This window comes from Sphaerotilus sp. (genome assembly GCF_041083715.1).
Taxonomy (GTDB): Bacteria; Pseudomonadota; Gammaproteobacteria; order Burkholderiales; family Burkholderiaceae_C; genus Sphaerotilus.
In genome coordinates this window covers 1-25,136 of sequence record NZ_JBFPGY010000258.1, presented here as the reverse complement: position 1 = coordinate 25,136, position 25,136 = coordinate 1, and the positions used below count along the sequence as shown (strand labels likewise).

The window sequence follows — 25,136 nt, the reverse complement described above, 5'->3', positions numbered from 1 at the left end:
GCAGCGCCGGGGCCAGCCGCAGCAACGCGGGATCGGGGTTCTCGCCGCCCCAGCGCGTGGCCAGCCGCTTGCAGTCGTGGTTGGACAGTGCCCAGCAGGCCCAGCCGCCACCCGCTTCTGCCGCGACACGCTCGAACTTGGCGATCACGCCGTGCAGATACGGCGCGTCGTGTCGATCGGCCAGCAGGTCGAAGCAGTAGCCCATGTGCAGCCGCTCGGCACCGTCGGCGGACGGGCTGCTGTACTGCGCCACCATCGCCATGCCGGACTCGTCGCCGATCTCGCCGACCATCATCGTGTCGGGATACTGGTCGGTCAGCGCGCGCAGGCGTTCCAGAAAACCCAGCGCGTCCGGGCGGCTGCGGTCGTAGACATGGTGCTGCCACGCATACGGATTGCTCGCCGCCACCGTCGGGTTGCTGCCGTCCGGCATGCCGGCGCCGGGATTGCTGCGCAGCCCGGCATCGTGGAAGCAGAAGTTGATCGCGTCCAGCCGGTAGCCATCGACCCCGAAGTCGAGCCAGAACTTCACCGAATCCAGCAAGGCGTGCTGCACCTCGGCGTTGTGGAAGTTCAGGTCCGGCTGGCTGGCCAGGAAGTTGTGCAGGTAGTACTGGCGGCGGCGCGTGTCCCACTGCCAGGACGAACCGCCGAACACGCTCAGCCAGTTGTTGGGCGGGTTGCCGTCGTCCTTCGCATCGGCCCAGACATACCAGTCGGCCTTGGGGTTGTCGCGGCTCTGGCGACTTTCCTGGAACCACGGGTGCTGATCCGAACTGTGGGACAGCACCTGGTCGATGATGACCTTCAGCCCCAGGGCGTGCGCACGATCGACCAGTGCCCGGAAGTCGGCCAGCGTGCCGAACATCGGGTCGATGTCGTTGTAGTCGCTGACGTCGTAGCCGAAGTCCTTCATCGGCGACTTGAAGATCGGCGACAGCCAGACCGCGTCGGCGCCGAGCCGGGCGATGTGGTCGAGGCGGCGGGTGATGCCGGGCAGGTCACCGATGCCGTCGCCATTGCTGTCCTGGTAGCTGCGCGGGTAGATCTGGTAGATCACGCCGCTGCGCCACCAACCGCTGTTGGGGGCTTTCACGCTGTGTTCGGTGCTCATGGTGCCGACAGGCGGGCGAAGAGAACGCCCCAAGGTTCGAATTGCACTTGCGATCCCACGGCCGCGGCGCCCTGTGCGCCACTGTCGGCGAGCACGTCAGCCACGGAGTCCGCAGCAGACAGCGCCAGCACGGCTGGCTGGTCACTGAAGTTGAAGGCGCACAGCACCCGCTCGCTGCCGTGCGTGCGCACATAGGCCAGCACCTGCGGATCGACCGGCAGCAGCGCCATCTCGCCATGCAGCAAGGCCGGCACGCTGCGGCGCCAGTGCAGCAGCTGGCGGTAGTGGTTCAGCAGCGAGGCAGGATCGCCGGTCTGCCGATCGACCGCCAGGGCGCGGTGGTGTTCCGACACGGGCAGCCACGGTTGGACGGCACTGCCCGCGGCGCCGAATCCGAGATCCGGCGACGCACCTTCCCACGCCATCGGCGTGCGGCAACCGTCGCGGCCCTTGTAGTCCGGCCACATCGTGATGCCGTAGGGATCCTGCAGATCCTCGAACGCGACCTGGGCTTCCGGCAGGCCGAGTTCATCGCCCTGGTACAGGCAGGCGGTGCCTCGCAGGCTCAGCTGCAGCGCGGCGGCCGCGCGCAGCAGACCAGCGGGCGGGTGCATGCCACCCCAGCGTGTGGCGACGCGGGGAATGTCGTGGTTCGTGATCGCCCAGCACGGCCAGCCGCTGCCGACCACGTCGTTGAAGCGGGTGAACACGCCATGCAGATACGGTGCCGAATGCGGCTCGCCGAGCAGATCGAAGCAGTACGCCATGTGCAGCTTGTCGCCGCCGCCGGTGTACTCCGCCACCCGCGCCAGCCCGTCGTCGTCGCCGATCTCGCCCACCATCGTGGTGTCCGGGTACTGATCGACCAGGGCCCGCAGCCGCTGCAGGAAGACGAGGTTCTCCGGCTGGCTCTTGTCGAAGTGGTGCCACTGCCAGGCGTAGGGATTGACGGGGCTGACCGCCGGGTCGCTGCCGTCGGGCATGCCACGGCCGGGGTTGTCGCGCAACTGGCGGTCGTGGAAGTAGAAGTTCACCACGTCGAGCCGGTAGCCATCGACCCCGAAATCGAGCCAGAACTTCACGCAGCCGAGCACCGCGTCCTGCACCGCCGGGCAATGGAAGTTCAGGTCCGGCTGGCTGGTCAGGAAGTTGTGCAGGTAGTACTGGCGGCGGCGCGTGTCCCACTGCCACGCCGAGCCGCCGAAGATCGACAGCCAGTTGTTGGGCGGGTTGCCGTCGTCCTTGGCGTCGGCCCAGACGTACCAGTCGGCCTTCGGGTTGTCGCGGCTCTGGCGGCTCTCCTTGAACCACGGGTGCTGGTCGGCGGTGTGCGAATACACCTGGTCGATCATCACCTTCAGGCCCAGTTCGTGCGCCCGATCGACGAGCACCCGGAAATCCGCCAGCGTGCCGAACAGCGGATCGACATCGCAGTAGTCGCTGATGTCGTAGCCGAAGTCCTTCATCGGCGACTTGAAGAACGGCGACAGCCAGATGCCGTCGGCACCGAGCGCGGCCATGTGGTCGAGCCGGCGCGTGATGCCGGGCAGGTCGCCCACGCCGTCGCCGTTGCTGTCCTGGTAGCTGCGCGGGTAGATCTGGTAGATCACCCCGCCCCGCCACCACTGGTTGTTGGAAGCCTTCATCGCATCAACCCTTGACGGCACCTGCCGTGAGGCCGGAAACGATCTTCTTCTGGAACACCAGCACCAGGATCACCAGCGGCACGGTGACGATCACCGACGCGGCCATGATGCTGCCCCAGGGAATCTCGTAGGCGGTGGCGCCCGAGATCATCGAGATGCCGACCGGCACGGTGCGCTTGAAGTCGTCGGTCACGAAGGTCAGCGCGAACAGGAACTCGTTCCACGCGCCGATGAAGGCCAGCAGGCCGGTCGAGACCAGCGCCGGTGCCAGCAGCGGCATGAAGACCTCGAAGATGATGCGCAGCGGGCCGCAGCCGTCCATGATGGCGGCCTCTTCCAGCTCCTTGGGCAGGCCGCGCATGAAGGTGGTCAGCATCCAGACCGTGAACGGCAGCGTGAACACCGTGTAGGGCACGACCAGGCCGATCGAGCGGTTGTACAGGCCCAGCGTCTGCATCAGCTCGAACATGCCCGACAGGACCGCCACCTGCGGGAACATCGACACCGCCAGGATCGCCAGCAGCAGCGCGCTCTTGCCCTTGAAGTCGATCCGGCCCAGAGCGTAGGCACCGGTGATGGCCATCAGCATCGAGATCACGACGGTGACCGTGGCCACCATGATCGAGTTGCCGAGCTGTGTGCCGAAGGGCTGCTTGCCGTTGAACAGCGCGACGTAGTTGCTCAGCGTCGGCGCGTCCGGCAGCAGGCTGGTGCTGAACAGCGCCGTGCCGGTCTTCAGCGAGGTGGTGACGGTGTAGAGGAAGGGGTAGACCGAAACGATCACGACCAGTGCCGCGAAGGCATACAGGACGATGGAACCCCAGATTGGGCGCTGGTTCATCAGGAAACCCTCCGAGTCAAGCGTGATATTGTCCAGATTCGCCTTGCAAGGGGCGTGGATTGAAACATCAGTTGGACTCCTCGTTGAGCTTGACGCGGGCCGCGCGCATGAAGAGCACGGCGGCCAGGAAGATGATGATCGTGAGCGAGGTCGAGGCCGCCGAGCCGGAGCCCAGGTTGCCGTTGTCGACCATGTCGCGGCGCACGAAACCGGACATGCTGATGGTGGAGCCGCTGTTGGACGTCAGCACGTAGATCAGGTCGAAGATGCGCAGCGCGTCGAGCAGGCGGAAGATCACCGCGACCATCAGCGGGTGCTTGATCAGCGGCAATGTCACCTTCCAGAACAGGCGCAGCGGATGGACGCCATCGACGCGCGCGGCCTCGTAGCAGTCCTTGGGCAGCGTCTGCAGCGCGGCCAGGATCAGCAGGGCCATGAAGGGCGTGGTCTTCCACACGTCCACGGCCACGACTGTCCACAGCGCATAGGCAGGGTCGGCGGTGAAGGCGATCTTGTGGGCGATGAAGCCCCAGTCGATCAGCAGCTGGTTGATCAGGCCGAACTGGTCATGCAGGATCCAGCCCCACATCTTGGCCGAGACGATGGTCGGGATCGCCCAGGGCACCAGCACCGCGGTGCGCACCAGCGTGCGGCCCTTGAACTCCTGGTTCAGCAGCATCGCCACACCCAGGCCGGCCAGCGTCTCCAGGATCACCGAGAAGAACGAGAACTGGAAGGTGTTCTTGATCGACATGCCCCAGTCGGTCGCCCAGAAGTCGGCCGAAAGGACCGACAGCCCGAACAGCCCGTACTCGGAGAAGTAGTTGTCGAAGCCGACGTAGTTGTACTCGGCGATGTTGTTGATGTTCGTGTCCGTGAAACTGAACCAGATCGACCGCGCCAGCGGCCAGCCGGCCACCAGCACCATCAGGATCAGCATCGGCGTCAGGAAGGTCCAGGCAATGCGCGTGCGGTTTTTCATGGAAGTATCCAGACCGGATAAACAGGAACGGGGCGCCGGCAACCATGGCAGACGCCCCGTCGGGAGCTGAGCCCCTGGCGGGGCACGGCGATCTCGGTCAGACCGGGATCACCGGGTCACCAGATCACCACTTGGCCTTCTTGATCTGCTTGAGCTTGCCTTCGAGCTTCTTGACGGCTTCCGCACCGGTGGCCTTCTTCTCCAGCACGTCGTGGGCGGCGTCCCAGAAGGCGTTGGAGACTTCCGGGTACTTCAGGCCGGTGGCGGTGGCCGGACGGGCCGCCGCGTTGGTGAAGACGTCCAGCAGCTCGACCATGAACGGGTTCGCCTTGGCGATGTCGGCGTCCTTGTACAGGGCCGGGATCGTCGGGTTGTACGAACCGCCCACGGCGCGCTTCTTCTGCACGTCGGCGCTGGTCATGTACAGCGCCAGCGAAGCGGCGGCGTCCACGTTCTTGGAGTACTTGTTGACGGCCAGCTGCCAGCCACCCAGCGTGGCGGCCTTCTTGGCGCCCGGGCCGGTGCCGGCGGGCAGCGCGGCGACGCCGATCTTGTCCTTGATCGGGCTGTCGGCGGCCTGGCCCAGCGACCAGGCGTACGGCCAGTTGCGCATGAACGCGGCCTTGCCGTTCTGCCACACGCCACGGGCGTCTTCCTCGCCGTAGTTCATCACGCCTTGCGGAGCGATGGTGCCGATCCAGGAGGCTGCAGCGTCCAGCGCCTTGGCGGCCTGGGCATTGTTGATGGTGATGTCGCCCTTGCCATCGACGATGGTGCCGCCGCCGTAGCTGTAGACCCATTCGAGCGCGTCGCAGGTCAGGCCTTCATACGCCTTGGCCTGGAACACGAAGCCCTGGAAGTCCTTGTCGGTGGCGCGCTCGCCGTCCTGGATCTTCTTGGCCGCAGCGGCCAGTTCTTCCCACGTCTGGGGCACCTTCAGGCCGTTCTTGGCCAGCAGGTCCTTGCGGTAGAACAGCAGGCCGGCATCGGTGAACCAGGGCATGCCCAGCAGCTTGCCGTCCACGGTGTTGTTGGCGACGATGGCCGGGAAGTGCTCCTTCTCGACGCCCTTGGAATACTTCTTCAGGTCGACCAGGTGGTCCTTGATCACGCCAGGCCACACCACGTCGATCATGATGACGTCCAGGTCGGACGACTTGGCGGCGAACTGCTGGCGCAGCAGGGCCAGGTTGTCGGTCGTGCTGGCCGGCGGGGTGTACATCTTGACCGTGTGGCCATTCTTCTTGCCCCAGTCCTCGGCGAACTTGCCGCAGAACTCGACGTCGGCGGCGTTGTTGCCGCACGAGATGGTGATGGTGGCAGCGTGCGCGCTGACCAGCCCACCGAACGCCAGGGCGACGCCCGCGGCAACTTGCTTGTAAATGATGGACATGATGGCCTGTCTCCTGTTATCCGTGGCAATCCACGCCACGGATAACAATGTAATTTTCTTACAGAGATCCTAAAACTGGTGAAAACCCTCAGATTGATTGCCTAAAAAATAAGCAGTTCAATCGTTTGCGGCACCTCCGGTATCGTTTGCGTTCAGTTGCGTTCGCCATGACGTGCCAAATGAACGTCTACCGAGAATCGGCTCCCTGTTGAGTTTCAGTGTAATTTCATTACCATTCATCACCATGAATCCAGATCCAGCCGCCCTGCCCTATCCCGATGGCCCGCGCCTGCTGGCCGATGTCGGGGCCAGCAACATCCGCTTCGCGCTGGAGACGGCACCCACCTGTTTCGGCAGCACGGCCGTGCTGTCCTGCGCGGCACACGACAGCCTGGAGTCGGCGATCCGCACGTTTCTTCAGAGCCAGAACCTTGCGGGCGTGCGGCACGCGGCGCTGTCGCTGCCCAACCCCATCTCCGGCGACCAGGTCAAGCTGACCAACCACCCGTGGGAGTTTTCGGTCGAGGCGCTGCGGCGGGCGCTGGGCCTGCAGACCCTGCTGGCCGTGAACGACTACACCGCGCTCGCCATGGGTCTGACCCGCCTCGATCCCCACGAGCGCCTCCAGGTCGGCGGGGGGGATCCGCAGCCCGGTGCCGTGATCGGCGTGATCGGGCCGGGCACCGGTCTGGGCGTGTCGGCGCTGGTCCCCTTCCAGGACCGCAATGTCAGTCTGACCACCGAAGGCGGCCACGCCAGCTACCCGGCACAGGACGCCGACGAGGCGCTCGTCGTCGCCCACGCCCGCCAGCGCTACGGCCATGTCTCGGGCGAACGGCTGATCTCCGCCTCCGGGCTGGAGCTGACCTACGAGGCGCTCGCCCTGCGCAGCGGCCACCAGCCCGCCACCCGCAGTGCGCCCGAGATCTCGGCCGCCGCGCTGGCCGCCAAGCCGGACCCGGTGGCGCACCAGGCGCTGTCGGTGTTCTGCGCCATGCTGGGCACCGCGGCCGGCAACCTCGCGCTGACGCTGGGCGCGCAGGGCGGGGTCTACATCGGCGGTGGCATCGTGCCGCAGATCGCCGGGTTCTTCGCGCAGTCGACCTTCCGGGCCCGCTTCGAGGCCAAGGGACGCTTCCAGCCCTGGCTGGCCCGCGTGCCGACCTGGATCGTCACGGCACCGCGGGCGGGCCTGCGGGGTGCGTCCGCGATGCTCGACGACCACCTCACTGCCGACCATGGCGCCGGACCGCTGCTGGTGGACATCCGGGCGTCGATGGACAAGCTCTCGGCTTCCGAGCGCATCGTCGCGCAGGACCTGCTGTCCGCACCGCGCGCCTGGATGAGCGATTCGATCGCCCGCATTGCCGAACGCTGCGGCGTGAGCACGCCGACGGTGATGCGCTTCTGCCGCTCGCTGGGCTTCAAGGGCCTGGTGGACTTCAAGCTGCGGCTGGGATCGGGCCTGTCAGGCACCACCAAGGTCGCCCACCGCGAGGTCAGTGCCAGCGACCCGACCGCCGAGCGCATCGGCAAGATCTTCGACAACTCGATCTCTGCCCTCATCGGGCTGCGCGACCGCCTGCACCCGGACGTGTTCGAGCGCGCCGTGGCAGCACTGGCCCGTGCGCGGCGCATCGAGGTCTACGGCACCGGCAGCGCCGCCCTCACCGCCGAGGATGCGCAGCACAAGCTCGGCCGGCTCGGCCTGGCCGCGCTGGCCCGCACCGACGCGCAGCAGCAGAACCTGACGTCCATCTACCTGGGCCCCGAGGATGCGCTGCTGGTCCTGTCGAACTCGGGAACACTCGACTCGATCAACGACGCCGTGGCCCGGGCACGCCACGCCGGCACCGTGGTGATCGCCATGTGCCCGCAGCGCAGCGAACTGGCGCGGCTGGCCGACATCGTGCTGCCGGTGGACCACCCGGATGACGTGCAGGCGCTGGTGCCGATGGTCTCGCGGCTGATGCAGACGGTGATGATCGATGCGCTGGTGAGCGATCTGGCCCTGCAGCGGCGCGGGCTGATCACCGGCGCGCTGGCACACCAGGACGACCAGCGCTTCGGCGCTCTCAGCTCGCACAGCCGCTAAGCTGCGCGGCATGCCCGCCACCACCCCGACACCACCACCACGCGCCCGGCCGGCGCGTGTGACCATGCAGGACGTCGCCCGCGCCGCACAGGTCTCGCAGACCACCGTGTCCTTCGTGCTCAACAACCGCGCCGAGGCCAGCATCCCGCAGGAGACCCGCGACCGCATCTGGCAGGCCGTGGCCGCCCTCGGCTACCGACCCAACGCCATGGCCCGCGCGCTGCGCCAGGGCACATCGAGCCTGATCGGCTTCGTCACCGACGAGATCGCCACCACACCGTTCGCCGGCCAGATCGTGCGCGGCGCGCAGGACGTGGCCTGGCAGCACCGGCGCATCCTGATGATGATCAACACCGACCACCAGAGCGACCTGGAACAGGAAGCGCTCGGCGCACTGCTGCAGCACCAGGTGGACGCGATCATCCTGGCCGCGATGGCGCACAAGGAACTCGCGGTGCCGGTCCTGCTGAGCGGATTCCCTGTGGTGCTGGTCAACGCCTACAGCGCGCAGGACGACGTGCCCGCCGTCGTGCCCGACGAGCGCCGTGGTGGTTTCGAGGCCACCGCGCACCTGCTCGCGCACGGCCACCGCCGCATCGGCGTGATCGACAACCTGGACGATTCGGTGGCCGCGACGCTGCGCATCCAGGGCTGGCGCGACGCGCTGGCGCAGGCCGGGCTGGCCGCCGATCCGGCCCTGCTGGTGAAGATCACCGGCTGGCAGGAGGCCGGCTTCGACGGCGCGATGGACCTGCTGCAGCGCCCGGACCGGCCGACCGCCCTGTTCTGCCTGAACGACCGCGCCGCGATGGGTGCCTATGAGGCCGCTCGGGAACTGGGTCTGCGCATTCCCGAAGACGTGTCCATCATCGGCTTCGACAACCAGGAGGTGATCGCCGCCCACCTGCGCCCGACGCTGACCACGATGCAGTTGCCACACCACGAGATGGGGCGGCGCGGCATGCGTGCGCTGCTGGGCGTGGAGCCGATGCCGCGCGGGCGCACGCTGCTGCACTGCCCGCTGGTCGAGCGGGCATCGGTCGGCCGCTGTTCAGACTGAGCCGGTGCGCCGGCCCTGGGCGTCGAACAGGTGCAGCGCACCCGGCTTCGGGCTGAGCGTGGCCGCCATGCCCGCCTGCCACGGACCGGCCTCTTCAGCCGCCAGCTTGAGGCTGATCGGCTGCTCGACGCCTTCGACCGTCGCGTAGACCAGCACGGTGTCACCGAGGTGTTCGGTCAGGTCGATGCGCGCCGACCAGCCGGGCTGACCCGACGCCGGATCGGTCGGCACCAGCGATTCGGGCCGCACGCCGACCTGCGCCGCGCCGGCCGCCGCCGGATGCCACGCCGCGGTCGCCGCCGGCAGCACGTTCATCTTCGGGCTGCCCATGAACTGCGCGACGAAGACGTTGGCTGGACGCTGGTACAGCTCCAGCGGCGTGCCGACCTGCTCGATGAGGCCGGCGTTGAACACGGCGATGCGGTCGCCCATCGTCATGGCCTCGACCTGGTCGTGGGTGACGTAGACCATCGTCGAGCCCAGCTCGCGGTGCAGCTTGGTCAGCTCGACACGCATCTGCACCCGCAGGCCGGCGTCCAGGTTGGACAGCGGCTCGTCGAACAGGAACACCGCCGGCTTGCGCACGATGGCGCGGCCGATGGCGACCCGCTGGCGCTGTCCGCCCGACAGCGCCTTGGGTGTGCGGTCGAGCAGGTGCGTGATCTGCAGGACCTTGGCGGCCTGCTCGACCTGCTCGCGGGCCTGTGCCTTGGGGACCTTGGCCATCTTCAGGCTGAAGCCCATGTTCTCGGCGACCGTCATGTGCGGGTAGAGCGCGTAGCTCTGGAACACCATGGCGACGCCGCGCTGCGGCGCCGGCAGGTCGTTGGCCACCTGGTCGCCGATCTTCAGCTCGCCGCCGGTGATGCTCTCCAACCCCGCGATCATGCGCATCATGGTGCTCTTGCCGCAGCCCGACGGGCCGACGAAGACCATGAATTCGCCGTCGCGAACGTCCAGATCGACGCCCTTGATCACCTCGACGGCGTTGTCGTAGGTTTTGCGGATATTGCGCAGTGTGACGCTGGCCATGTCGGCCTCCTCGAAACTCGAAAACTCAGTGACTCAGGTGGCCGAGCGCAGACTCAACGCGCCCGTGTCCGCATCGACGCACAACGGCATCGGGTCGCACACCGTGCCGGCAAAGCTGCCGTCGGTCTGCCAGTAGTGGAAGGCCATCAGCGCCGGGCCGTCGTCGGTCTGCACGATGCGGCCGGCGTAGCGGCGGCACGGCACATCGCCATCCAGGAACGGCGCCGGCCCGACCCGCCATGGCCCCAGCGGGTGCTCGGCCATCAGGTAGTGCGTGCCCCAGACCGGTGGCTGTCCGCTGGCGGCTTCGTGGCGCGCGGCATAGCCGTTCGACCAGTGTTCACCCGCGTTGCAGAACAGGCAGTACCAGCGCCCGCCGATCTCCAGCACCTGCGGCACTTCGAGCTGCCCGAAGTCGCCGGCAAACACGGGCGGGCACAGTGTCCAGGTCTGCAGGTCCGGCGAACGCGCCAGGCCGATCGCGCCGCGGGTGTTCAGCTCCTCGCCATCCGGCACGCGGGCGGTGAAGTACATCAGCCACCCGTCCCCGTCCGGATCGCGCATCACCCAGGGGTCACGCATCGCCCGGCCATCCCACGGGCCAGCGTCCGGCAGCACGTATTCCTCGTACAGCCCGCTGACTGGATCGCCTTCCACGAGGTCCAGAACCAGCCCGTCGCCGACACGCTGCCAGTGGTGCCCATCCACGCTGGTGGCGTGGCCGATGCGCTGGCGGCGACCGTTCTCGGCGGCACACGTGCCGGTGTAGAACTGGTGCCAGCCGCCCGCGTCGTCGCGCACGACCGAGCCGGTCCACACCGTCTTGTCGTCCCACGCTGGCGACGCAGCCGGCGAGAGGCAGGTGCCCAGGTGGGTCCAGTTCACCAGGTCGGTGCTGACGGCGTGGCCCTGTGTCACGTTCCAGTGGCGCAAGGACTCGTCGCCGAGCGCCTTGTCGGCCTTCAGGAACCAGATGTGCCAGCAGGTCTCGTCGCCCTCGCCGACGCGGAAGGTCCAGAAGTCCCAGATCCATTGGTCTTGCAGTGCAAGCATGGTGTTCAGTTTCCCGGCCTCAGCCCTTGACCCCGCTGCCCATCGCCGACTGGATGAACCAGCGCTGGAACAGCAGATACACCCCCAGCACCGGCGCCGACATCAGCACCGAGAAGGCCATCACGTCGCCCCAGATCGGCGGCGGCGTGCCGAAGAACTGCGCGAGCGCCAGCGCCACCGGCCGCACCTCGGCCCCGCGCGTGACCATCAGCGGCCACAGGAAGGCGTTCCAGTATTCGAGGCTCTGCAGGATCGCCACCGTCGCGATCGCCGGCAGCGACAGCGGCATGATGATCTGCCAGTAGATCTTCAGGTGCGAGGCGCCATCGAGGAAGGCCGCCTCGTCGTAGTCCTTCGGGATCTTGGCGAAGAACTGGTAGAACAGGAAGATCGAGAACGGGTGGGCGATGAACGGGACGATCTGGGCCTGGTAGGTATCGACCCAGCCGACCTGGTTCATCATCAGCAGCATCGGCACCGCCAGCGCCTCCATCGGGATGATGATCAGCGAGATCACCGCCATCACCACCCAGTTGCGGCCAGGGAAGCTGATCCGCGCCAGCGCATACGCCGCCAGCGAGTTCACGAACACGCCGAAGACGACGATGCACACGACGATCAGCGCCGAGTTCATCAGGTAACGCGGAACGGGCGAGGTGGAATCGTTGAGCACCTGCCGGAAGTTCTCCAGCGACATCTGGTCCGGCGCGACCCAGAAGGCGCGCCAGTTGCCGAAGTCGATCAGGATCTGCTGCTCGTCGGCCTTGAGCGAGGTGGCGACCATCAGCATCAGCGGTGCCAGCACGAAGGCCAGCAGCGCCAGGGCGATGATCATGAGGAACAGACGTTCGACACGGGTGCTCATTCGACAGCCCTTTCTTCCTTGACGAGGCGGCGCTGGACCAGGCTGATCGCCAGCACGATCAGGAAGAACACCACCGCCGCAGCCGCCGCGATGCCGACCTTGCCTTGCCGGAAACCGGTGAGGTAGATGAAACGCACCAGCGTGTCGGTGACACCGGACGGGCCGCCCTTGGTCAGCAGCTCGACCTGGGTGAACAGCTTGAACGCCAGGATGGTGGTCGTCATCACCACGAGGATGTGCGTGTTGAGCAGGCCCGGCATGGTGATGTGCCAGAACTCGTTCCAGCGGTTCGCGCCGTCCAGCCGGGCGGCTTCATAGAGGTCGGTGTTGATGCTCTGCAGCCCCGCCAGGTACACCACCATCTGGAACGGAAACCCCTGCCACGCCGACATCAGCACCAGCGCCGGCATGGCGGTCTTCGGGTTGCCGAGCCAGTCCACCGGATCGGCGAGGCCGAAGGTGAGCGCGTGCAGCAGCGTGTTGAAGAAGCCGCTCATCTGGAACAGCGAGAACCAGATCACCGAGACCACGACCATCGAGATCACGGTCGGCAGGAAGTAGATGCCGCGGAACAACTGCCGCATCGGCAGCTTCGTGTTGATCAGCATCGCCACCGCGAGGCCGAGGCCACATTGCAGCGGCACCACCAGCACAGTGAAGTACGCCGTGTTGAGCAGCGTGCGCACGAAGTCCTCGTTCTCGAAGACACGGGCGTAGTTGCGCCAGCCGATCCACTCGGTCGGCACGTTCGGATTCGGGACCAGTCGCTGGTCGGTGAAGGAAAACGCCACCGTCAACAGGAACGGCAGCACGATGAAGAGCAGGATCAGCGCCAGCGCCGGACTGAGGAACAGCCACGGGCGCAGCGTGGTCTGCTGTCGCACGGCAAGCATGGGGAATCCTTCAAGAAACCGGGCCGGCAGCACCACCACTGCCGGCCCGGTGCAGACAGGGATTTACTTGCCGAACGGCTTGTAGCCCTTGTTGTCCTCGATGTCCTGGTCGACCTTCTTGGCCGCGGCGTCGAGTGCCTTCTTCACATCGCCGCCGTCGACGGCATCGGCCACGGCCTTGGCGAAGGCGGCGGTGATCGTCGGGTAGGCCGGGTGGGCCGGACGGGCCACGCTGACCTTGGCGAGCTGGTCGATGTAGAGCGACAGCGGACCGCCCGCCTTGTACAGCTCGACCTTCGGCGCCGCCGACTTCACGCCCGGCACGCCGCCCATCGCGGTCGACAGCTCGGCCACGTTGTCCGTGCTCAGCAGGAAGTCCAGCAGCTTGCCGGTCGCGGCCTGCTGCTTGCTCTTGCTGTTGACCGACCAGGCCCAGCCGCCGTTGCCGGTGACCGCCTTGGCGCCGAACTTGGGCATCGGCAGCAGCACGAGGTCGTTGCCGAAGGCCTTGCTGTGCGCCGGCCACATCCAGTGCCCGACGAAGGACAGCGCCGAGATCTTCTTGCCGTAGAAGCTGTCGTCGCCTTCGCTGGCGGGTGCCACATAGCCCTTCTTGACGAAGCCCTGCAGCAGCGACAGCGCCTTGACGGCGGCCGGACCGTTCATCGTACCGTCGGCCTTCCAGCTCTTGCGGTCGATCAGGTCACCGCCCATCGACTGGACCCACGGCGAGAACCCGTAGGTGTACCACTCGCCCTGGCCGTAGTTCAGCTTCACGTCCAGCGCGTACTTCATGCCCGGCAGCTTGGCCAGCTTGGCCAGCGCGTCCTCGAATTCGGCCTGCGTCCAGGCGTCGTCGACCCCCTTCGGGATGCGGACCTTGGCGGCCTCCAGCAGCGACTTGCGGCCCCAGATCGACAGGCCCGAGTCGCCCTGGCCCAGGCAGTAGACCTTGCCGTCCGGCGGGTAGGTGCCCTGGTTGATCAGCGAGGGCAGCATGTCGCCCAGCGTCTTGGCCGACACCAGCCCGTTCAGCGGCGCGATGTAGCCCGACCAGGCGTAGTTGGCGTAGTTCGGGCCGTCCAGATCCAGCAGATCCGGCAGGTTGCCCGACAGGGCTGCGGCCTGCACCTGCTCGTTGTACGAACCTTCCGGCTGGATCTCCAGCTTGGCCGGCATGGACGGATTGGCCTTGTTCCACTTCTCGATGAGCTGCGCCATGCGCTCGCGCTCGTTGTCGGCACGACCGCCGTGGTGCCAGACACGCAGCACGTCGGCGGCCAGGGCGGCCTGCGAGGCGGCCAGCAGGGCGGCCACGGCCAGAAGCTTGGGGCTGAACTTCATCGTCTCACTCCGGGGATGGTGATTGCTTGGGGGCTGAAAGCGCTAGTAAATCGTATTACTTGCCACACGGTCAATTTAGCGCAATCGATTTCGTCCTGTCAACGCGGTCTCCCCGGGTACACGCCGTGATCGAGGGAAAACACGGGGATGAGCACCGACCCGGTCAGCCCATCAGCGCGACACCCTTCACCTGGGCATGGAGCCGATCACCCGGCTGCAGCCCCAGCATGTCGGCACTGCGGCGGGTGATGCGTGCGAGCAGCGCGGCCGCGGCCGGGTCCTCGCCCGACCCCAGACGCAGGCGCAGCAGCACCGTGCGCCCCTCCGCCTCCAGCTGCTCCAGCGTCACCGGCAGCACGTTCAGGATGCTGCTGTGCTGCGGTGCCTCGCGGGCGATGCTGACATCGCGGGCCAGCACACGGGCCCGCACCGGCGAGCCGGGCGGCAGGTCGACCGCACCGAGCCACAGGCTGGCGCCCGGCACGGTGATGCGCGTCAGCCCGTAGGGCACATCGTGTGCGGCGACCACCGCCTCCAGCACGACACCCACCTCATCCTGCCGGCCCAGCGGCAGGTCGGTGCGCGCGAACAGCGCCGCCACGCCGCCTTCGGCGAGCACCTGCCCGGCCCGCAGCAGCACGAGGTGGTCGGCCAGCCGTGCCACCTCGTCGAGCGCATGGGTCACGTAGACGATGGGCAGCGCCATCTCCCGGTGCAGCCGCTCCAGGTAGGGCAGGATCTCGGCCTTGCGCGCCGCGTCCAGCGCCGCCAGCGGCTCGTCCATCAGCAGCAGCCGTGGACTCGTCGCCAGCGCACGGGCGATGGCCACGCGCTGGCGCTCGCCGCCGGACAGCGTGGCGGGACGGCGCTCCATCAGCGCCCCGATGCCGAGCAGGTCCACCGCCTGGTCCAGCGCGATGCGGCGCACACCGGGTGCGATGCGGCTGCGGCCATAGTCGAGGTTTCGGCGCACGTCGAGGTGCGGAAACAGCGCCGCCTCCTGGATCACGTAGCCGATCGGGCGCTGGTGGGTCGGCACGAAGACGGCGTCGTCCTGCCAGACCACGCCATCGAGCGCAACCCGCCCGGTCGCCCGCTCCAGACCGGCCAGCGCCCGCAGCAGGGTCGTCTTGCCGCAGCCCGAGGGGCCGAACAGCGCGCTGACGCCCTGCGATGGCAGCGCCAGTGACACGTCCAGCGCGAACCCACGGCGCGCGAGCGCCAGCCGTGCCTCGATCACCGCCGCAGCGCCGCGGCACGTGCCGAGCGCTGGATCCCGTAGAGCGTCACCAGCACCAGCAGCGCGAACGCCACCAGGCCCGCCGCCAGTCGGTGCGCATCGGCGAACTCGGCGGCCTCGACATGGTCGTAGACCGCCACCGACAGCACGCGGGTTTCGCCGGGGATGTTGCCGCCGATCATCAGCACCACCCCGAACTCGCCCACCGTGTGCGCGAAGCCGAGCACCGCGCCGGTCAGCAGCCCCGGCCGTGCCAGCGGCAGCGCCACCGAGACGAAGCGGTCCCACGGCCCGGCACGCAAGGTCGCGGCGGCTTCGAGCAGCGCTTCGGGGATCGCCTCGAACGCCTGCTGCAGCGGCTGCACGACGAACGGCAGCGTGTACAGCACCGACGCCACCACCAGCCCGCCCAACGTGAACGGCAGCCGCCCGAGCCCGAGCGCGGCCGTCATCCGACCGACCGCGCCCTGCGGCCCCATCAGCAGCAGCAGGTAGAAACCCAGCACCGTCGGCGGCAGCACCAGGGGCATCGTCACCAGCGCAGCGGCCAGCGGCTTGAGCCGCGAGCGGGTGCGCGCCAGCCACCAGGCCAGGGGCGTTCCCACCAGCAGCAGCCACGCGGTCGTCGTCGCCGCGAGCGTGGCAGTCAGGCGGATGGCGGTCCAGTCAGCCGGGCTCATCCACGTTCGTAACCGTAAGACCGGATCACCGCCTGGGCCGGCTCGCTGCGCAGCCATTGCAGCAGCGCGGCAGCACCCGGCTTGCCCGCGCCGGCCTTCAGCAACACGGCGTCCTGGCGCATCGGTTGATGCAGCGACGCCGGCACACGCCACATCGACCCGATCGGCGCCTTGCCCGGCACGCTCACCTGCGACAGCGCGACGAAACCGAGTTCGGCGTTGCCGGTGGCGATGAACTGGTAGGTCTGTGCCACCGACTCGCCGGTGACGAGCTTCGGCGCCAGCGCAGCGCTCAGCCCGCGTGCGGCGAGCACTTCCATCGCGGCACGGCCGTAGGGTGCCGTCTTCGGGTTGGCGATCGCCAGCTTCTCGAAACGCCCGGACGCCAGCACCGCGCCCTGCGCATCGACGAGACCGGGCGTGGCGCTCCACAACACCAGCTGCCCGACCGCGTAGGTGAACGCACTGCCCGCCACCGCATGCCCCTCGGCGATCAGGCGCTGCGGCGTCTCGTCGTCGGCGGACAGCAGCACCTCGAACGGCGCGCCGGCCACGATCTGGCTGTAGAACTTGCCGGTGGCACCGCTGGCAAGCTTGAGCGTGTGGCCGGTCGCGGCCGTGAAGGGCTCGGCGAGCCGGGCCATCGGAGCGGCGAAATTGGCGGCCACCGCGACGAGGACTTCATCGGCCTGGGTCGGAAGCGCCACCAGGAGCGCCAGACAACCCGCCACCACAGTTCGCAGCCAACCAGTTCGTGTGTTCTCTGTCATGCCATCCTCGCTTTGCATTCAAACTCGCAGGCCATGCGCACCCCACGATCCGCACGCCCCACCTTCCCCACGTCCCAGACCCTGACTGGCAGCCTGACCCTGCAGACCCCCTTGGGCGCTGTGCTCGGCAGCAACCGCATCCGGCTGCTCGAAGCCATCGACCGCTGCGGCTCGCTCAACCGGGCCGCACGCGAAGTGCCGCTGTCCTACAAGGCCGCCTGGGATGCGCTCGACACCCTGAACAAGCTCGCGCCCGAACCCCTGGTGGAGCGCAGCACGGGTGGCACGGGCGGCGGTGGCACCCGGCTGACCGACTACGCCCGCCAGGTGATCCGGCTGTACCGGGCGATGGAAAGCTCGCAGCAGGACGTGCTGGACCGACTGGGGCCGGTGCCCGCCGACACCGAAGCCCCGGCGCTGCGCACGCTGCTGCGCCGCATGACCATGAAGACCAGCGCCCGCAACCAGCTCCAGGGCCGGGTCAACAGGCTGGTGAACCGCGCCGGACTGGTGGATGTGGTGCTGACCCTGGCCGGCGCCAAACCCGGCAATACCGATGCTGTCCTGATCGCGACGATCACGCCCGATTCGGTCGAGGACATGGCGCTGCAGCCGGGCAGCGAGGTGTGGGCCCTGTTCAAGGCGCCTATGGTCCAGATCGTCGCGGACCCACCACCTGATCGACCTGGATGGAATGCGCTGGCGGGAAAGGTCTCCGCCTTGCGCCCCGGCGAGGGCCGCGTCGGCGTCACGCTGGCGCTGCCGGGCGAGTGTGCGCTGCAGGCTAGCCTCCACCACACTGCCGCCGAAGCACTCACCCTCGGCCAGCAGGGCTGGGCCGTGCTCAGCGGGGAGCAGGTGATCCTGGTGGCCTTTGACTGAGTGGGCAACAGCAGAAACGAAAGGCGTCATACAGGACTGTGGTTGTGAGCAACGCTATATTGTCAACAGTATAACGATGCGTGTACCAAATCTCAGACACCTTGGCGGCGCTAAAGACAGGGAATGCGGTACTCGATGAGATCGAGTTCGAACCCACTGCCACTGACCTCCCTGAATTCCCTGGCGATCACGCCGCCATGCGCCTCCGGAATCTTGCGGCTGGCGAGATTGCGCCGATCCACCGGGTAGCGGACACACTCGAACCGGCCTTGCGCGCGCGCCCATGCAATCAGCGCGCCGGCCGCCTCCCGACCCAGGCCACGCCCATGCACGGCCTCCTTCAGCCAGAGCCCCATTTCGGGATCTGGCCGGTCCAGTCCATGCAAACCGATGCAGCCGAGGAACACCTCGTCCGACCGGGACAGGATCACCATCTGCAGGTTGGTTGCCGCAGCCAGTCCCGCCACCGAGTCGCTGACGAACCGCCCCATCTCCTCGACCGTGTCGGACGGTTTCGGGTGCATGTACCGAGTGATCCGGGCAGTGAAGGTCTCGAATATCACGGTCCTGAAACCCGCGTGGATCGGGACCAGCAAGACACGCTCGGATTCGATCCGGACAGTTGAGAGCGCACCGAGATCAAGCACCATGACCGACACAGCCTGCGTGCCAGCAAGGACCTGTCCAGTTTCGCGCCAACCCAGCCGGGCATACAGAGGCTGTCGGTTCGCCGTCTGCAACCAGAGCTGTGAAACCCCGAGCGCCCGAGCCTTGACAACCAGAGCCTTGATCAACCGAGAACCAACGCCCTGCCCTCGCACATCAGGTGCCACGTACAGATCACCCAGCCAGTGTGTCCGATCAGGGAATTCGGGCCGCTCATGCAACTTGAGCGCGATGACACCCTGCACACAGTCCGCATCCACCGCCACGAGGAATAGCGGCGCCTGTTCATGGTTGAGCTTGCCACGGACGCGGTCCATCGTCTGCTCGACGGAGTTTCCTGGCACTTGATGTCCCCATTGCTCATAAAACCAGCGGGCGATGCACGGCACATCCTGAGGTCTGTCCGTCAGGTTCAGGATCACCAGTGCCGTCGGTTCAGTCATCGGTCCGCTCCCCAGCAGCACCACACGACGCCCGCACCACCAGCGCCGCCCCGATTTCCCGGTGCACCGCAGCCCCGTCCTGCCCGGCCATCAGCGCCAGCAGCAGGTCCATCGCCTCGCGCCCGTGTCCGATCGGATCGGTGCGGATCGTCGTCAGCGGTGGCTCGGCGAACGGTGCCAGCGGCAGATCGTCGTAGCCGACCACCGCCACATCGTCCGGTACCCGCCGTCCCGCCTCGCGCAGTGCCCGCAGTGCACCAAAGGCCACGGTGTCGTTGCCGGCGAACAGCGCGGTGAATGGCACGCCCCGCGCCAGCAGCTCGCGTGTCGCCCGCCAGCCACTCTCGGCGCTGATATCGGCGCAGGCGACCCAGGACGGCTCCGGCGCGGTGCCGCGTGCGGTCAGCGCATCGCGCCAGCCACGTTCGCGCTCGCAGACGGAATGGAACTCGGACGGAGCGAAGCCGACGTGCGCGATGCAGCGGTGGCCGAGGTCGAGCAAGTGGTTCACGGCGAGCGTGGCGCCCTGGTGGTTGTCGGTGCCGAGGGTGTGGAAGTCACCCGTGCCGTCGCGGCCGCTGCCGAGCACCACCAGCGGGATCCCGGCTGCCGCGATCTGGCGCAGGTGGCCGTGTTCGCTGCGGCGCAGGTTGACGACGATCAGCCCGTCGATGCGCCGGCTGCGCACCAGATCGACGAAGCCGCCCGGCTCGCGGCCCTCGCCGTCGGTGGACTCGATCAGCATCTTCAGCCCGGCACGGTGGCAGGCCTCGTTGATCGAGCCGACGAGGTGGGCCAGGAAGACGTCGTCGTACAGGTGCGCCGCCTGCGGCATCACCAGACCGACCGTGGCCGAGGCGCCACCGGCCAGCGTGCGGGCAGCGATGTTGGGCCGGTAGCCGAGTTCGTCGGCAGCGGCGCGCACGCGGGCGCGGGTCGCCTCGCTGATGCCGCGGTCGCGCACATCGTTGAGCACGAAGGACACCGTCGTGCGCGACACCCCCGCCTTCCTGGCCACCTCGGCACTGGTGGGCGGCGTGGTCAGGAGCAGGGCTGGCGGCATGGGGATTGGATCGTCAGGAGGTCAGGAACTCCGGCAACACCGCGCGGTGGGCCGTCAGCAGCTCGTCGACCATGGCGCGGATCTGCGACAGGTCGAGCGTCGCCGCGGTGTGCGGGTCGAGCATCGCGGCATGGTACACATGGTCCCGCCGCTGGCCGAGGATGGCCTCCACGACCAGCTCCTGCACGTTGACGTTCGTGCGCATCAGCGCCGCGAGCTGCACCGGCAGCCGCCCGATGCGCGTCGGCTGCACACCGTTGTGGTCGACCAGGCACGGCACCTCGACCGCGCAGCCGTCCGGCAGGTTGTCGATCAGCCGGTCGTTGAGGACGTTGCCGTTGATGACCCGCGGCTGGCCGGTGACGATGGAATGGATGATCGAACTGCCGTATTCGACGCTGCGCGTGATCTGGCGCAGGCCGTCGATCATCTGCGTCGCACCGGCGATCTCGCGCGGCATGACGTGGATGTCCGCTGCACGCAGTTGAGCCAGCAGCGCGGCGCTGTCCTGCGAGCCGGGGGTCTGCAGCTCGCGTTCGATGTAGGGCCAGGCGTGCTCGAACACCTGGCAGCGGCCGGGGTATTCGTCGAGCGGGATGTTGAACTTCTTCAGCAGGTCTTCGCGCCCCTGCTTGATGAACCACGGCACGTACTCGCTGAAGTGCTCGCTCGACTCGGTCGGGAAATGGCCGAGCTGGTGGAGCATCTCGTAGCGCACGCGGTTCCAGTCGGGCATGCGGCCTTCGCGGTGGATCTCGCGCAGGCGGGGGTAGAGGTCCTGCCCACGGTGCTTGAAACGCAGGTAGAAGCTCATGTGGTTGATGCCGGCGCAGTGGTAGTCGATCTCCTCCACCGGGATGCCGAGGTCGCGGGCCAGCTCGGCGGCGGTGTGCTGCACGCTGTGGCACAGGCCGACGGTCGGGATGCGCGTGGACGCCCGGTTCAGCGCCCAGGTGATCATCGCCATCGGGTTGACGTAGTTCAGATGCACGGCGCCGTCCGCACACACGTCCTCCATGTCGCGCAGCATGTCGAGCATCACGGGGATGGTGCGCAGGCCGCGCATGATCCCGCCGATGCCGAGCGTGTCGCCGATGGTCTGCTCCAGGCCGTACTGCTTCGGGATCTCGAAGTCGGTGACGGTGGACGGCTTGTAGCCGCCGACCTGGATCGTGTTCAGCACGAAGCGGGCGCCGTCGAGCGCGGCGCGGCGGTCGGTGCTGGCGGTGATGACGGGCGAGACGCCGAGCGCCCCGGCGATGCGGTGCGCGACCTGCTCGGACAGGCCGAGGCGGTGCGCGTCGATGTCGTGCAGTGCGATCTCGGCGCTGGCGAGTTCGGGATAGGACAGCAGGTCGCCCAGCAGGTTGCGGGTGAACACCGTGCTGCCGGCGCCGATCAGGGTGATCTTCAGGCGGCGGTGCGAAGCGGTCATGAACAGAGAGTCCTTGAAGAAAAAACCGGCCCGAACGGGACGCTGCGGGCCGGCAAACCTGGGCCGGCGAAGGCCCGAGGAGACAGATACGGAAAGATGCAGGACCGGTGGACTTACTGCTTGACGGCGACGTTGGCCTTGGCGCCCGCGTCCTTCAGGATGGTCGCCGCATCACCCTTGCCGCGCAGGATGGCCTGCATGGCGTTGTCCATGATGTCGTTGACCTGCGAGCCGTTGTCGGCGATCGGGGCCAGGAAGGTCTTGCCCTTGGTCATTTCCAGGAAGGCCGACGAATCGACGCCCTTGGCCTTCTGGGCGGCAATGGCCTTCTCCGGCATGCCCTTCACCGCCGGGAACACGACGCCCGCGCTGGCGACGATGTCCTGGCAGGCGGCCGAGCCGAGGAACTTGACCCACTTCCACGCCTCTTCCTTGTTCTTCGAGCCGACCCAGATCGAGTCCGCGAGGCCGTTGAACATGGTGGCGCGCTGGCCGATCGGTCCCTTGGGCAGCGGCACCCAGGCGTAGGGGAACTTCGCGTTGCTGGCGAAGTGCGTGATCATCCAGGAACCTTGCGGGACGATCGCGGCCTTGCCGGCGATGAACATCGCGTCCGAGCCGAGCTTGCTCACATCCTCGGCGGTGGCGGACAGGCCCTTGCCCGGCAGGCCGGCCATCCACGCCATCGTCTCGGCCAGCTTCGGATCGTCGTAGTAGTACTTGGCGTCCCAGGGCTTGTCCTGGAACTTGAAGCCGTTCGACACCGCGAAGTGGCTCCACTCGGTCTGGCCCATCATGCCGCCCGAACCCGGGTTCTGGTAGCCGTAGACCGCCACCTTGGTCTTGTCGAACTTGCCCGATGCGGCGCTGTTGCCGGCGGCGTCGGTGGTGAGCTTCTTGACGATCTGCTCGAAGCTGCCGCCGTCCTTGGGGTTCCAGGTCATGTTCTGCAGATCGGCCGCCGACACGCCCGCCTTCTTGGCGAGGTCCATGTTGACGATCATGCCGATGGTGTCCCAGTCCTTGGGCAGGCCGTACTGCTTGCCGCCGCGGCCCCAGATGTCGTAGAGGCCGGCGGAGTAGATGCCGATGTCCACCTTGTCGCGCTGGATCAGCGGGGCCAGGTCCACGAGCTGGTTGTTCTTGGCGAACTCGGGGTACTTGGCGAGGTGGTTGGTGAACACGTCCGGGGCGGTGCCGGAGATGAAGCCGGTGGAGATGCCGGTCCAGTAATCGTCCCAGCCCTGCTGGGTGATCTTGATGGTGATGTCCTTGTTCGCCTTCTGGAACTCGTTGGCGCAGCTCTGGTAGGCCGGGCGCTGGTTCGAGTCCCACAGGACGTACTTGATCTCGACGGCATGGGCGCTGCCCGCAGCGGCCAGCAAGGTGGCCACGGCCAGGGTGATGTGGGGGTTCTTCATCGACTTGTCTCCTTCTTCGGTGGGTGAGGGGCGGGAAAAGGGATTCACTTGCTGCCGCTGAACTGCACCGACTCGACCACCTTGCGGCCGAACAGGAACAGCAGCACCAGCACGGGCACCACGGCCAGCGCGGTGGCGGCCATCAGGCCGCTCCAGTCGGGCGAGCCTTGCGGGGTCTGGGACTTGAACGCCTGCAGCGCGACGGTCAGCACCTGCTGCGTCTCGTCCTTGGCGACGAGGAACGGCCAGAAGAACTCGTTCCACATGTTGATCGACGTGAGCATCGCCAGCGTGGCCAGCGGCGCGGTGGACAGCGGCAGCACGATGCGCCAGAACACCCGCAGCGGGGACGCACCTTCCAGGATCGCCGCCTCCTCCAGATCCCGCGGAATCGACAGGAAGAACTGGCGCAGGAAGAAGATCCCGAAGCCCGACATCAGGCAGAACGGCGCGACCATCCCGGCCATCGTGTTGAGCCAGCCCAGATCCTTGATGAGGATGAAGTTCGGAATGAAGGTCACCACGCCCGGCACCATCATCGAGGCGACGAACAGCCCGAACAGCAGCTCGCGACCCGGAAAGCGCAGCCGCGCGAAGGCGTAGGCCGCCATCGAACTGGTCAGCACCTGCAGCGTGACGATGATCCCCGTGAACATCAGCGAGTTGCCGACCGCGCGCAGGAAATGCACCTCCGCGCCCGAGCCGCCCATCGCCAGGCTCTCCTCGTGCGAGACGAAGCCGAGCACGCGGTTGAAGTTGCGCAGCGTCGGCGCGTCGGGCCAGAGCTGGGCGGCCTGGCTGAACACGTCCTGCGACGGCGTGAGCGCGGTTTTCAGCACCACCCACAGCGGCACCACGGTGAGGGCCAGCATCGCCAGCAGGCAGGCCCAGGCGAAGGCGCGGGAAGGATTGAGTTTGAAGCCGGTCATGCTGGTGTGCTCAGGCCAGGTCGTTTTCGTTGGCCCGCAGGATGCGCATCTGCAGCACCGTGTAGAGCACCATCACCAGGCACAGCGTCATCGACATCGCCGAGGCATAGCCCATCTTGTAGAAGCTGAAGGCGTTCTGGACGATGTAGTGGACGATCACGCGGGTCGATTCGAGCGGGCCGCCATTGGTCGCCACCGCCACCGTGTCGAAGATCTGGAACGAGCCCGTCACGCTCGTCACCAGCACGAACACCATCACCGGGCGCAGCAGCGGCAGCGTGATGCGCCAGAACATCTGCCACTCGGTGGCGCCTTCGAGTGCGCCGGCCTCGTAGAGGTAGCGCGGAATGTTCTGCAGCCCCGCCAGGAACAGCAGCGCCACCAGCCCCATGTGGCGCCAGATGTTGACCGCCGCCACCGTGGCCAGCGCCTGCGTCTCGCCCGCGAAGAAGGGTTGGTGCCCGATGCCGGTCCACGTCAGCAGCGCGTTGACGCCGCCCAGCAGCGGGTCCAGCAGCCACAGCCACATCAGCGCCACCAGCACGTTCGACAGCAGGTAGGGCAGCAGCACGACGGCCTTCACGAACAGCGAACGCGCCAGCCGGTCCATCACCACCGCCAGGAACAGCCCGAGCACCGTCTGCAGCGGGATGTTGAACGCCACGTACCAGGCCGACAGCGTCATGCCACGCCAGAAGCGTTCGTCGCCCCACAGCTTCACGTAGTTGTCCAGCCCGACCCAGTTCGGCGCCCGCAGCAAGTTCCAGTCGGTCAGGCTGATCTCCACCGCCCGCCACGCCGGCCAGGCATAGAACAGCCCGAAGCCGATCAGCGCCGGCAGCACCAGCCCGAACGCCGTCAGCGTCTCGCGCCGGCGATTCGGTCCGAACGCCGACGACGAACGGGGGACAGCAGACATGGCAGCTCCTCAGGATGACGATTGACTAACTCGCGTTAGTTTTCAATGAAGCGGACTCTAAGGAGCTGGGCGGCACTCCGGCAATGGGGGTTATCACCAATTATTAGCAAACTATCATCGGCGACGATTACCAGGCCGGACCGCAGGGCTTGGGTACCATCGGCGATCCAGACCACGCCCCGCACCCCACCGCCGTGACCACCCGCAAACCCGCACCGATGCCCACCCGCCGACCGACGATGACCGACGTGGCCCAGGCCGCCGGCGTGTCGCAGTCGACCGTGTCGATGGTGCTCAACAACATGACCGGGGCGCGGCTGTCCGCCGAGACGCGCAGCAAGGTGCTGGGCGTGGCGATGGAGCTGGGCTA

Annotated in this window: 23 protein-coding genes; 4 read left to right on the top strand and 19 right to left on the bottom strand. The window is 67.3% G+C overall.

From position 1 onward, the window contains the following. The 5 genes from AB3X43_RS11500 to AB3X43_RS11480 form a co-directional block, all read right to left on the bottom strand. A partial coding sequence (locus AB3X43_RS11500) for an alpha-amylase family glycosyl hydrolase (RefSeq protein ID WP_369429983.1) occupies positions 1-1,114 on the bottom strand: 1,114 nt, incomplete at its 3' end. Then, positions 1,111-2,760: an alpha-glucosidase family protein gene (locus AB3X43_RS11495; protein ID WP_369429982.1), complete on the bottom strand. Its 1,650-nt coding sequence runs from the start codon at positions 2,758-2,760 to the stop codon at positions 1,111-1,113. The genes AB3X43_RS11495 and AB3X43_RS11500, both read right to left, overlap by 4 nt. Before the next feature lie 4 nt (positions 2,761-2,764). Further along, a complete protein-coding gene (locus AB3X43_RS11490) occupies positions 2,765-3,601 on the bottom strand; it encodes a carbohydrate ABC transporter permease (protein ID WP_369429981.1) in 837 nt (278 codons plus the stop codon). Positions 3,602-3,668: 67 nt separating this feature from the next. Continuing rightward, positions 3,669-4,583, bottom strand: coding sequence for a carbohydrate ABC transporter permease (locus tag AB3X43_RS11485; RefSeq protein WP_369429980.1), 915 nt, complete (start codon positions 4,581-4,583; stop codon positions 3,669-3,671). Positions 4,584-4,707: 124 nt separating this feature from the next. Beyond that, positions 4,708-5,976 carry an ABC transporter substrate-binding protein gene (locus AB3X43_RS11480; RefSeq protein ID WP_369429979.1) on the bottom strand — a complete coding sequence of 423 codons (1,269 nt, stop codon included), beginning with the start codon at positions 5,974-5,976 and terminating at the stop codon, positions 4,708-4,710. 244 nt (positions 5,977-6,220) lie between these two features. Here AB3X43_RS11480 and glk point away from each other — a divergent pair, with 244 nt between their 5' ends. Further along, positions 6,221-8,071 (top strand): glucokinase, encoded by a 1,851-nt coding sequence (glk, locus tag AB3X43_RS11475; protein ID WP_369429978.1) that lies wholly within the window; start codon positions 6,221-6,223, stop codon positions 8,069-8,071. 10 nt (positions 8,072-8,081) lie between these two features. After that, a complete protein-coding gene (locus tag AB3X43_RS11470; protein ID WP_369429977.1) occupies positions 8,082-9,131 on the top strand; it encodes a LacI family DNA-binding transcriptional regulator in 1,050 nt (349 codons plus the stop codon). On the opposite strand, the gene AB3X43_RS11465 is transcribed toward AB3X43_RS11470, so the two are convergent. From AB3X43_RS11465 to modA, 8 genes are all read right to left on the bottom strand, one after another. Next, on the bottom strand, positions 9,123-10,163 hold the full coding sequence (locus AB3X43_RS11465; RefSeq protein ID WP_369429976.1) for an ABC transporter ATP-binding protein: 1,041 nt from the start codon (positions 10,161-10,163) through the stop codon (positions 9,123-9,125). The two genes, AB3X43_RS11470 and AB3X43_RS11465, sit on opposite strands and share 9 nt — an antisense overlap. Before the next feature lie 33 nt (positions 10,164-10,196). Continuing rightward, positions 10,197-11,216: a glycoside hydrolase family protein gene (locus tag AB3X43_RS11460; protein ID WP_369429975.1), complete on the bottom strand. Its 1,020-nt coding sequence runs from the start codon at positions 11,214-11,216 to the stop codon at positions 10,197-10,199. A 19-nt stretch (positions 11,217-11,235) separates the two neighbouring features. Beyond that, the gene (locus AB3X43_RS11455) at positions 11,236-12,081 is read right to left on the bottom strand and encodes a carbohydrate ABC transporter permease (protein ID WP_369429974.1); all 846 of its coding nucleotides are present in this window, start codon (positions 12,079-12,081) and stop codon (positions 11,236-11,238) included. Then, positions 12,078-12,974 (bottom strand): carbohydrate ABC transporter permease, encoded by an 897-nt coding sequence (locus AB3X43_RS11450; protein ID WP_369429973.1) that lies wholly within the window; start codon positions 12,972-12,974, stop codon positions 12,078-12,080. Before AB3X43_RS11450 ends, AB3X43_RS11455 begins: the two co-directional genes overlap by 4 nt. A gap of 63 nt (positions 12,975-13,037) precedes the next feature. Then, positions 13,038-14,318 carry an ABC transporter substrate-binding protein gene (locus tag AB3X43_RS11445; protein ID WP_369429972.1) on the bottom strand — a complete coding sequence of 427 codons (1,281 nt, stop codon included), beginning with the start codon at positions 14,316-14,318 and terminating at the stop codon, positions 13,038-13,040. A gap of 163 nt (positions 14,319-14,481) precedes the next feature. After that, on the bottom strand, positions 14,482-15,558 hold the full coding sequence (gene modC / locus AB3X43_RS11440) for a molybdenum ABC transporter ATP-binding protein (protein WP_369429971.1): 1,077 nt from the start codon (positions 15,556-15,558) through the stop codon (positions 14,482-14,484). Next, positions 15,555-16,238 carry a molybdate ABC transporter permease subunit gene (gene modB, locus AB3X43_RS11435; RefSeq protein ID WP_369429969.1) on the bottom strand — a complete coding sequence of 228 codons (684 nt, stop codon included), beginning with the start codon at positions 16,236-16,238 and terminating at the stop codon, positions 15,555-15,557. The genes modC and modB overlap by 4 nt, the downstream gene beginning before the upstream one ends. Next, positions 16,235-17,008, bottom strand: a complete 774-nt coding sequence (modA, locus tag AB3X43_RS11430; RefSeq protein ID WP_473965111.1) for a molybdate ABC transporter substrate-binding protein — start codon at positions 17,006-17,008, stop codon at positions 16,235-16,237. The genes modB and modA overlap by 4 nt, the downstream gene beginning before the upstream one ends. A 33-nt stretch (positions 17,009-17,041) precedes the next feature. Between modA and AB3X43_RS11425 the strand changes: the two genes are divergently transcribed. Further along, positions 17,042-17,890 carry a TOBE domain-containing protein gene (locus AB3X43_RS11425; RefSeq protein ID WP_369429967.1) on the top strand — a complete coding sequence of 283 codons (849 nt, stop codon included), beginning with the start codon at positions 17,042-17,044 and terminating at the stop codon, positions 17,888-17,890. A gap of 110 nt (positions 17,891-18,000) precedes the next feature. Here the strand turns inward: AB3X43_RS11425 and AB3X43_RS11420 are convergent, their stop codons facing one another. The 6 genes from AB3X43_RS11420 to AB3X43_RS11395 form a co-directional block, all read right to left on the bottom strand. Then, on the bottom strand, positions 18,001-18,999 hold the full coding sequence (locus AB3X43_RS11420) for a GNAT family N-acetyltransferase (protein ID WP_369429966.1): 999 nt from the start codon (positions 18,997-18,999) through the stop codon (positions 18,001-18,003). Then, positions 18,992-20,062 carry a LacI family DNA-binding transcriptional regulator gene (locus AB3X43_RS11415; RefSeq protein WP_369429965.1) on the bottom strand — a complete coding sequence of 357 codons (1,071 nt, stop codon included), beginning with the start codon at positions 20,060-20,062 and terminating at the stop codon, positions 18,992-18,994. Before AB3X43_RS11415 ends, AB3X43_RS11420 begins: the two co-directional genes overlap by 8 nt. Positions 20,063-20,075: 13 nt before the next feature. Next, the gene (gene melA / locus AB3X43_RS11410) at positions 20,076-21,497 is read right to left on the bottom strand and encodes an alpha-glucosidase/alpha-galactosidase (protein ID WP_369429964.1); all 1,422 of its coding nucleotides are present in this window, start codon (positions 21,495-21,497) and stop codon (positions 20,076-20,078) included. A 113-nt stretch (positions 21,498-21,610) separates the two neighbouring features. Then, on the bottom strand, positions 21,611-22,918 hold the full coding sequence (locus tag AB3X43_RS11405) for an ABC transporter substrate-binding protein (RefSeq protein ID WP_369429963.1): 1,308 nt from the start codon (positions 22,916-22,918) through the stop codon (positions 21,611-21,613). A gap of 44 nt (positions 22,919-22,962) precedes the next feature. Further along, the gene (locus AB3X43_RS11400) at positions 22,963-23,847 is read right to left on the bottom strand and encodes a carbohydrate ABC transporter permease (protein WP_369429962.1); all 885 of its coding nucleotides are present in this window, start codon (positions 23,845-23,847) and stop codon (positions 22,963-22,965) included. Between the two features lie 10 nt (positions 23,848-23,857). After that, positions 23,858-24,766: a carbohydrate ABC transporter permease gene (locus tag AB3X43_RS11395; protein WP_369429961.1), complete on the bottom strand. Its 909-nt coding sequence runs from the start codon at positions 24,764-24,766 to the stop codon at positions 23,858-23,860. 239 nt (positions 24,767-25,005) lie between these two features. Here AB3X43_RS11395 and AB3X43_RS11390 point away from each other — a divergent pair. Then, positions 25,006-25,136: LacI family DNA-binding transcriptional regulator (locus AB3X43_RS11390; RefSeq protein WP_369429984.1), on the top strand; the 131-nt coding region annotated here is incomplete at its 3' end.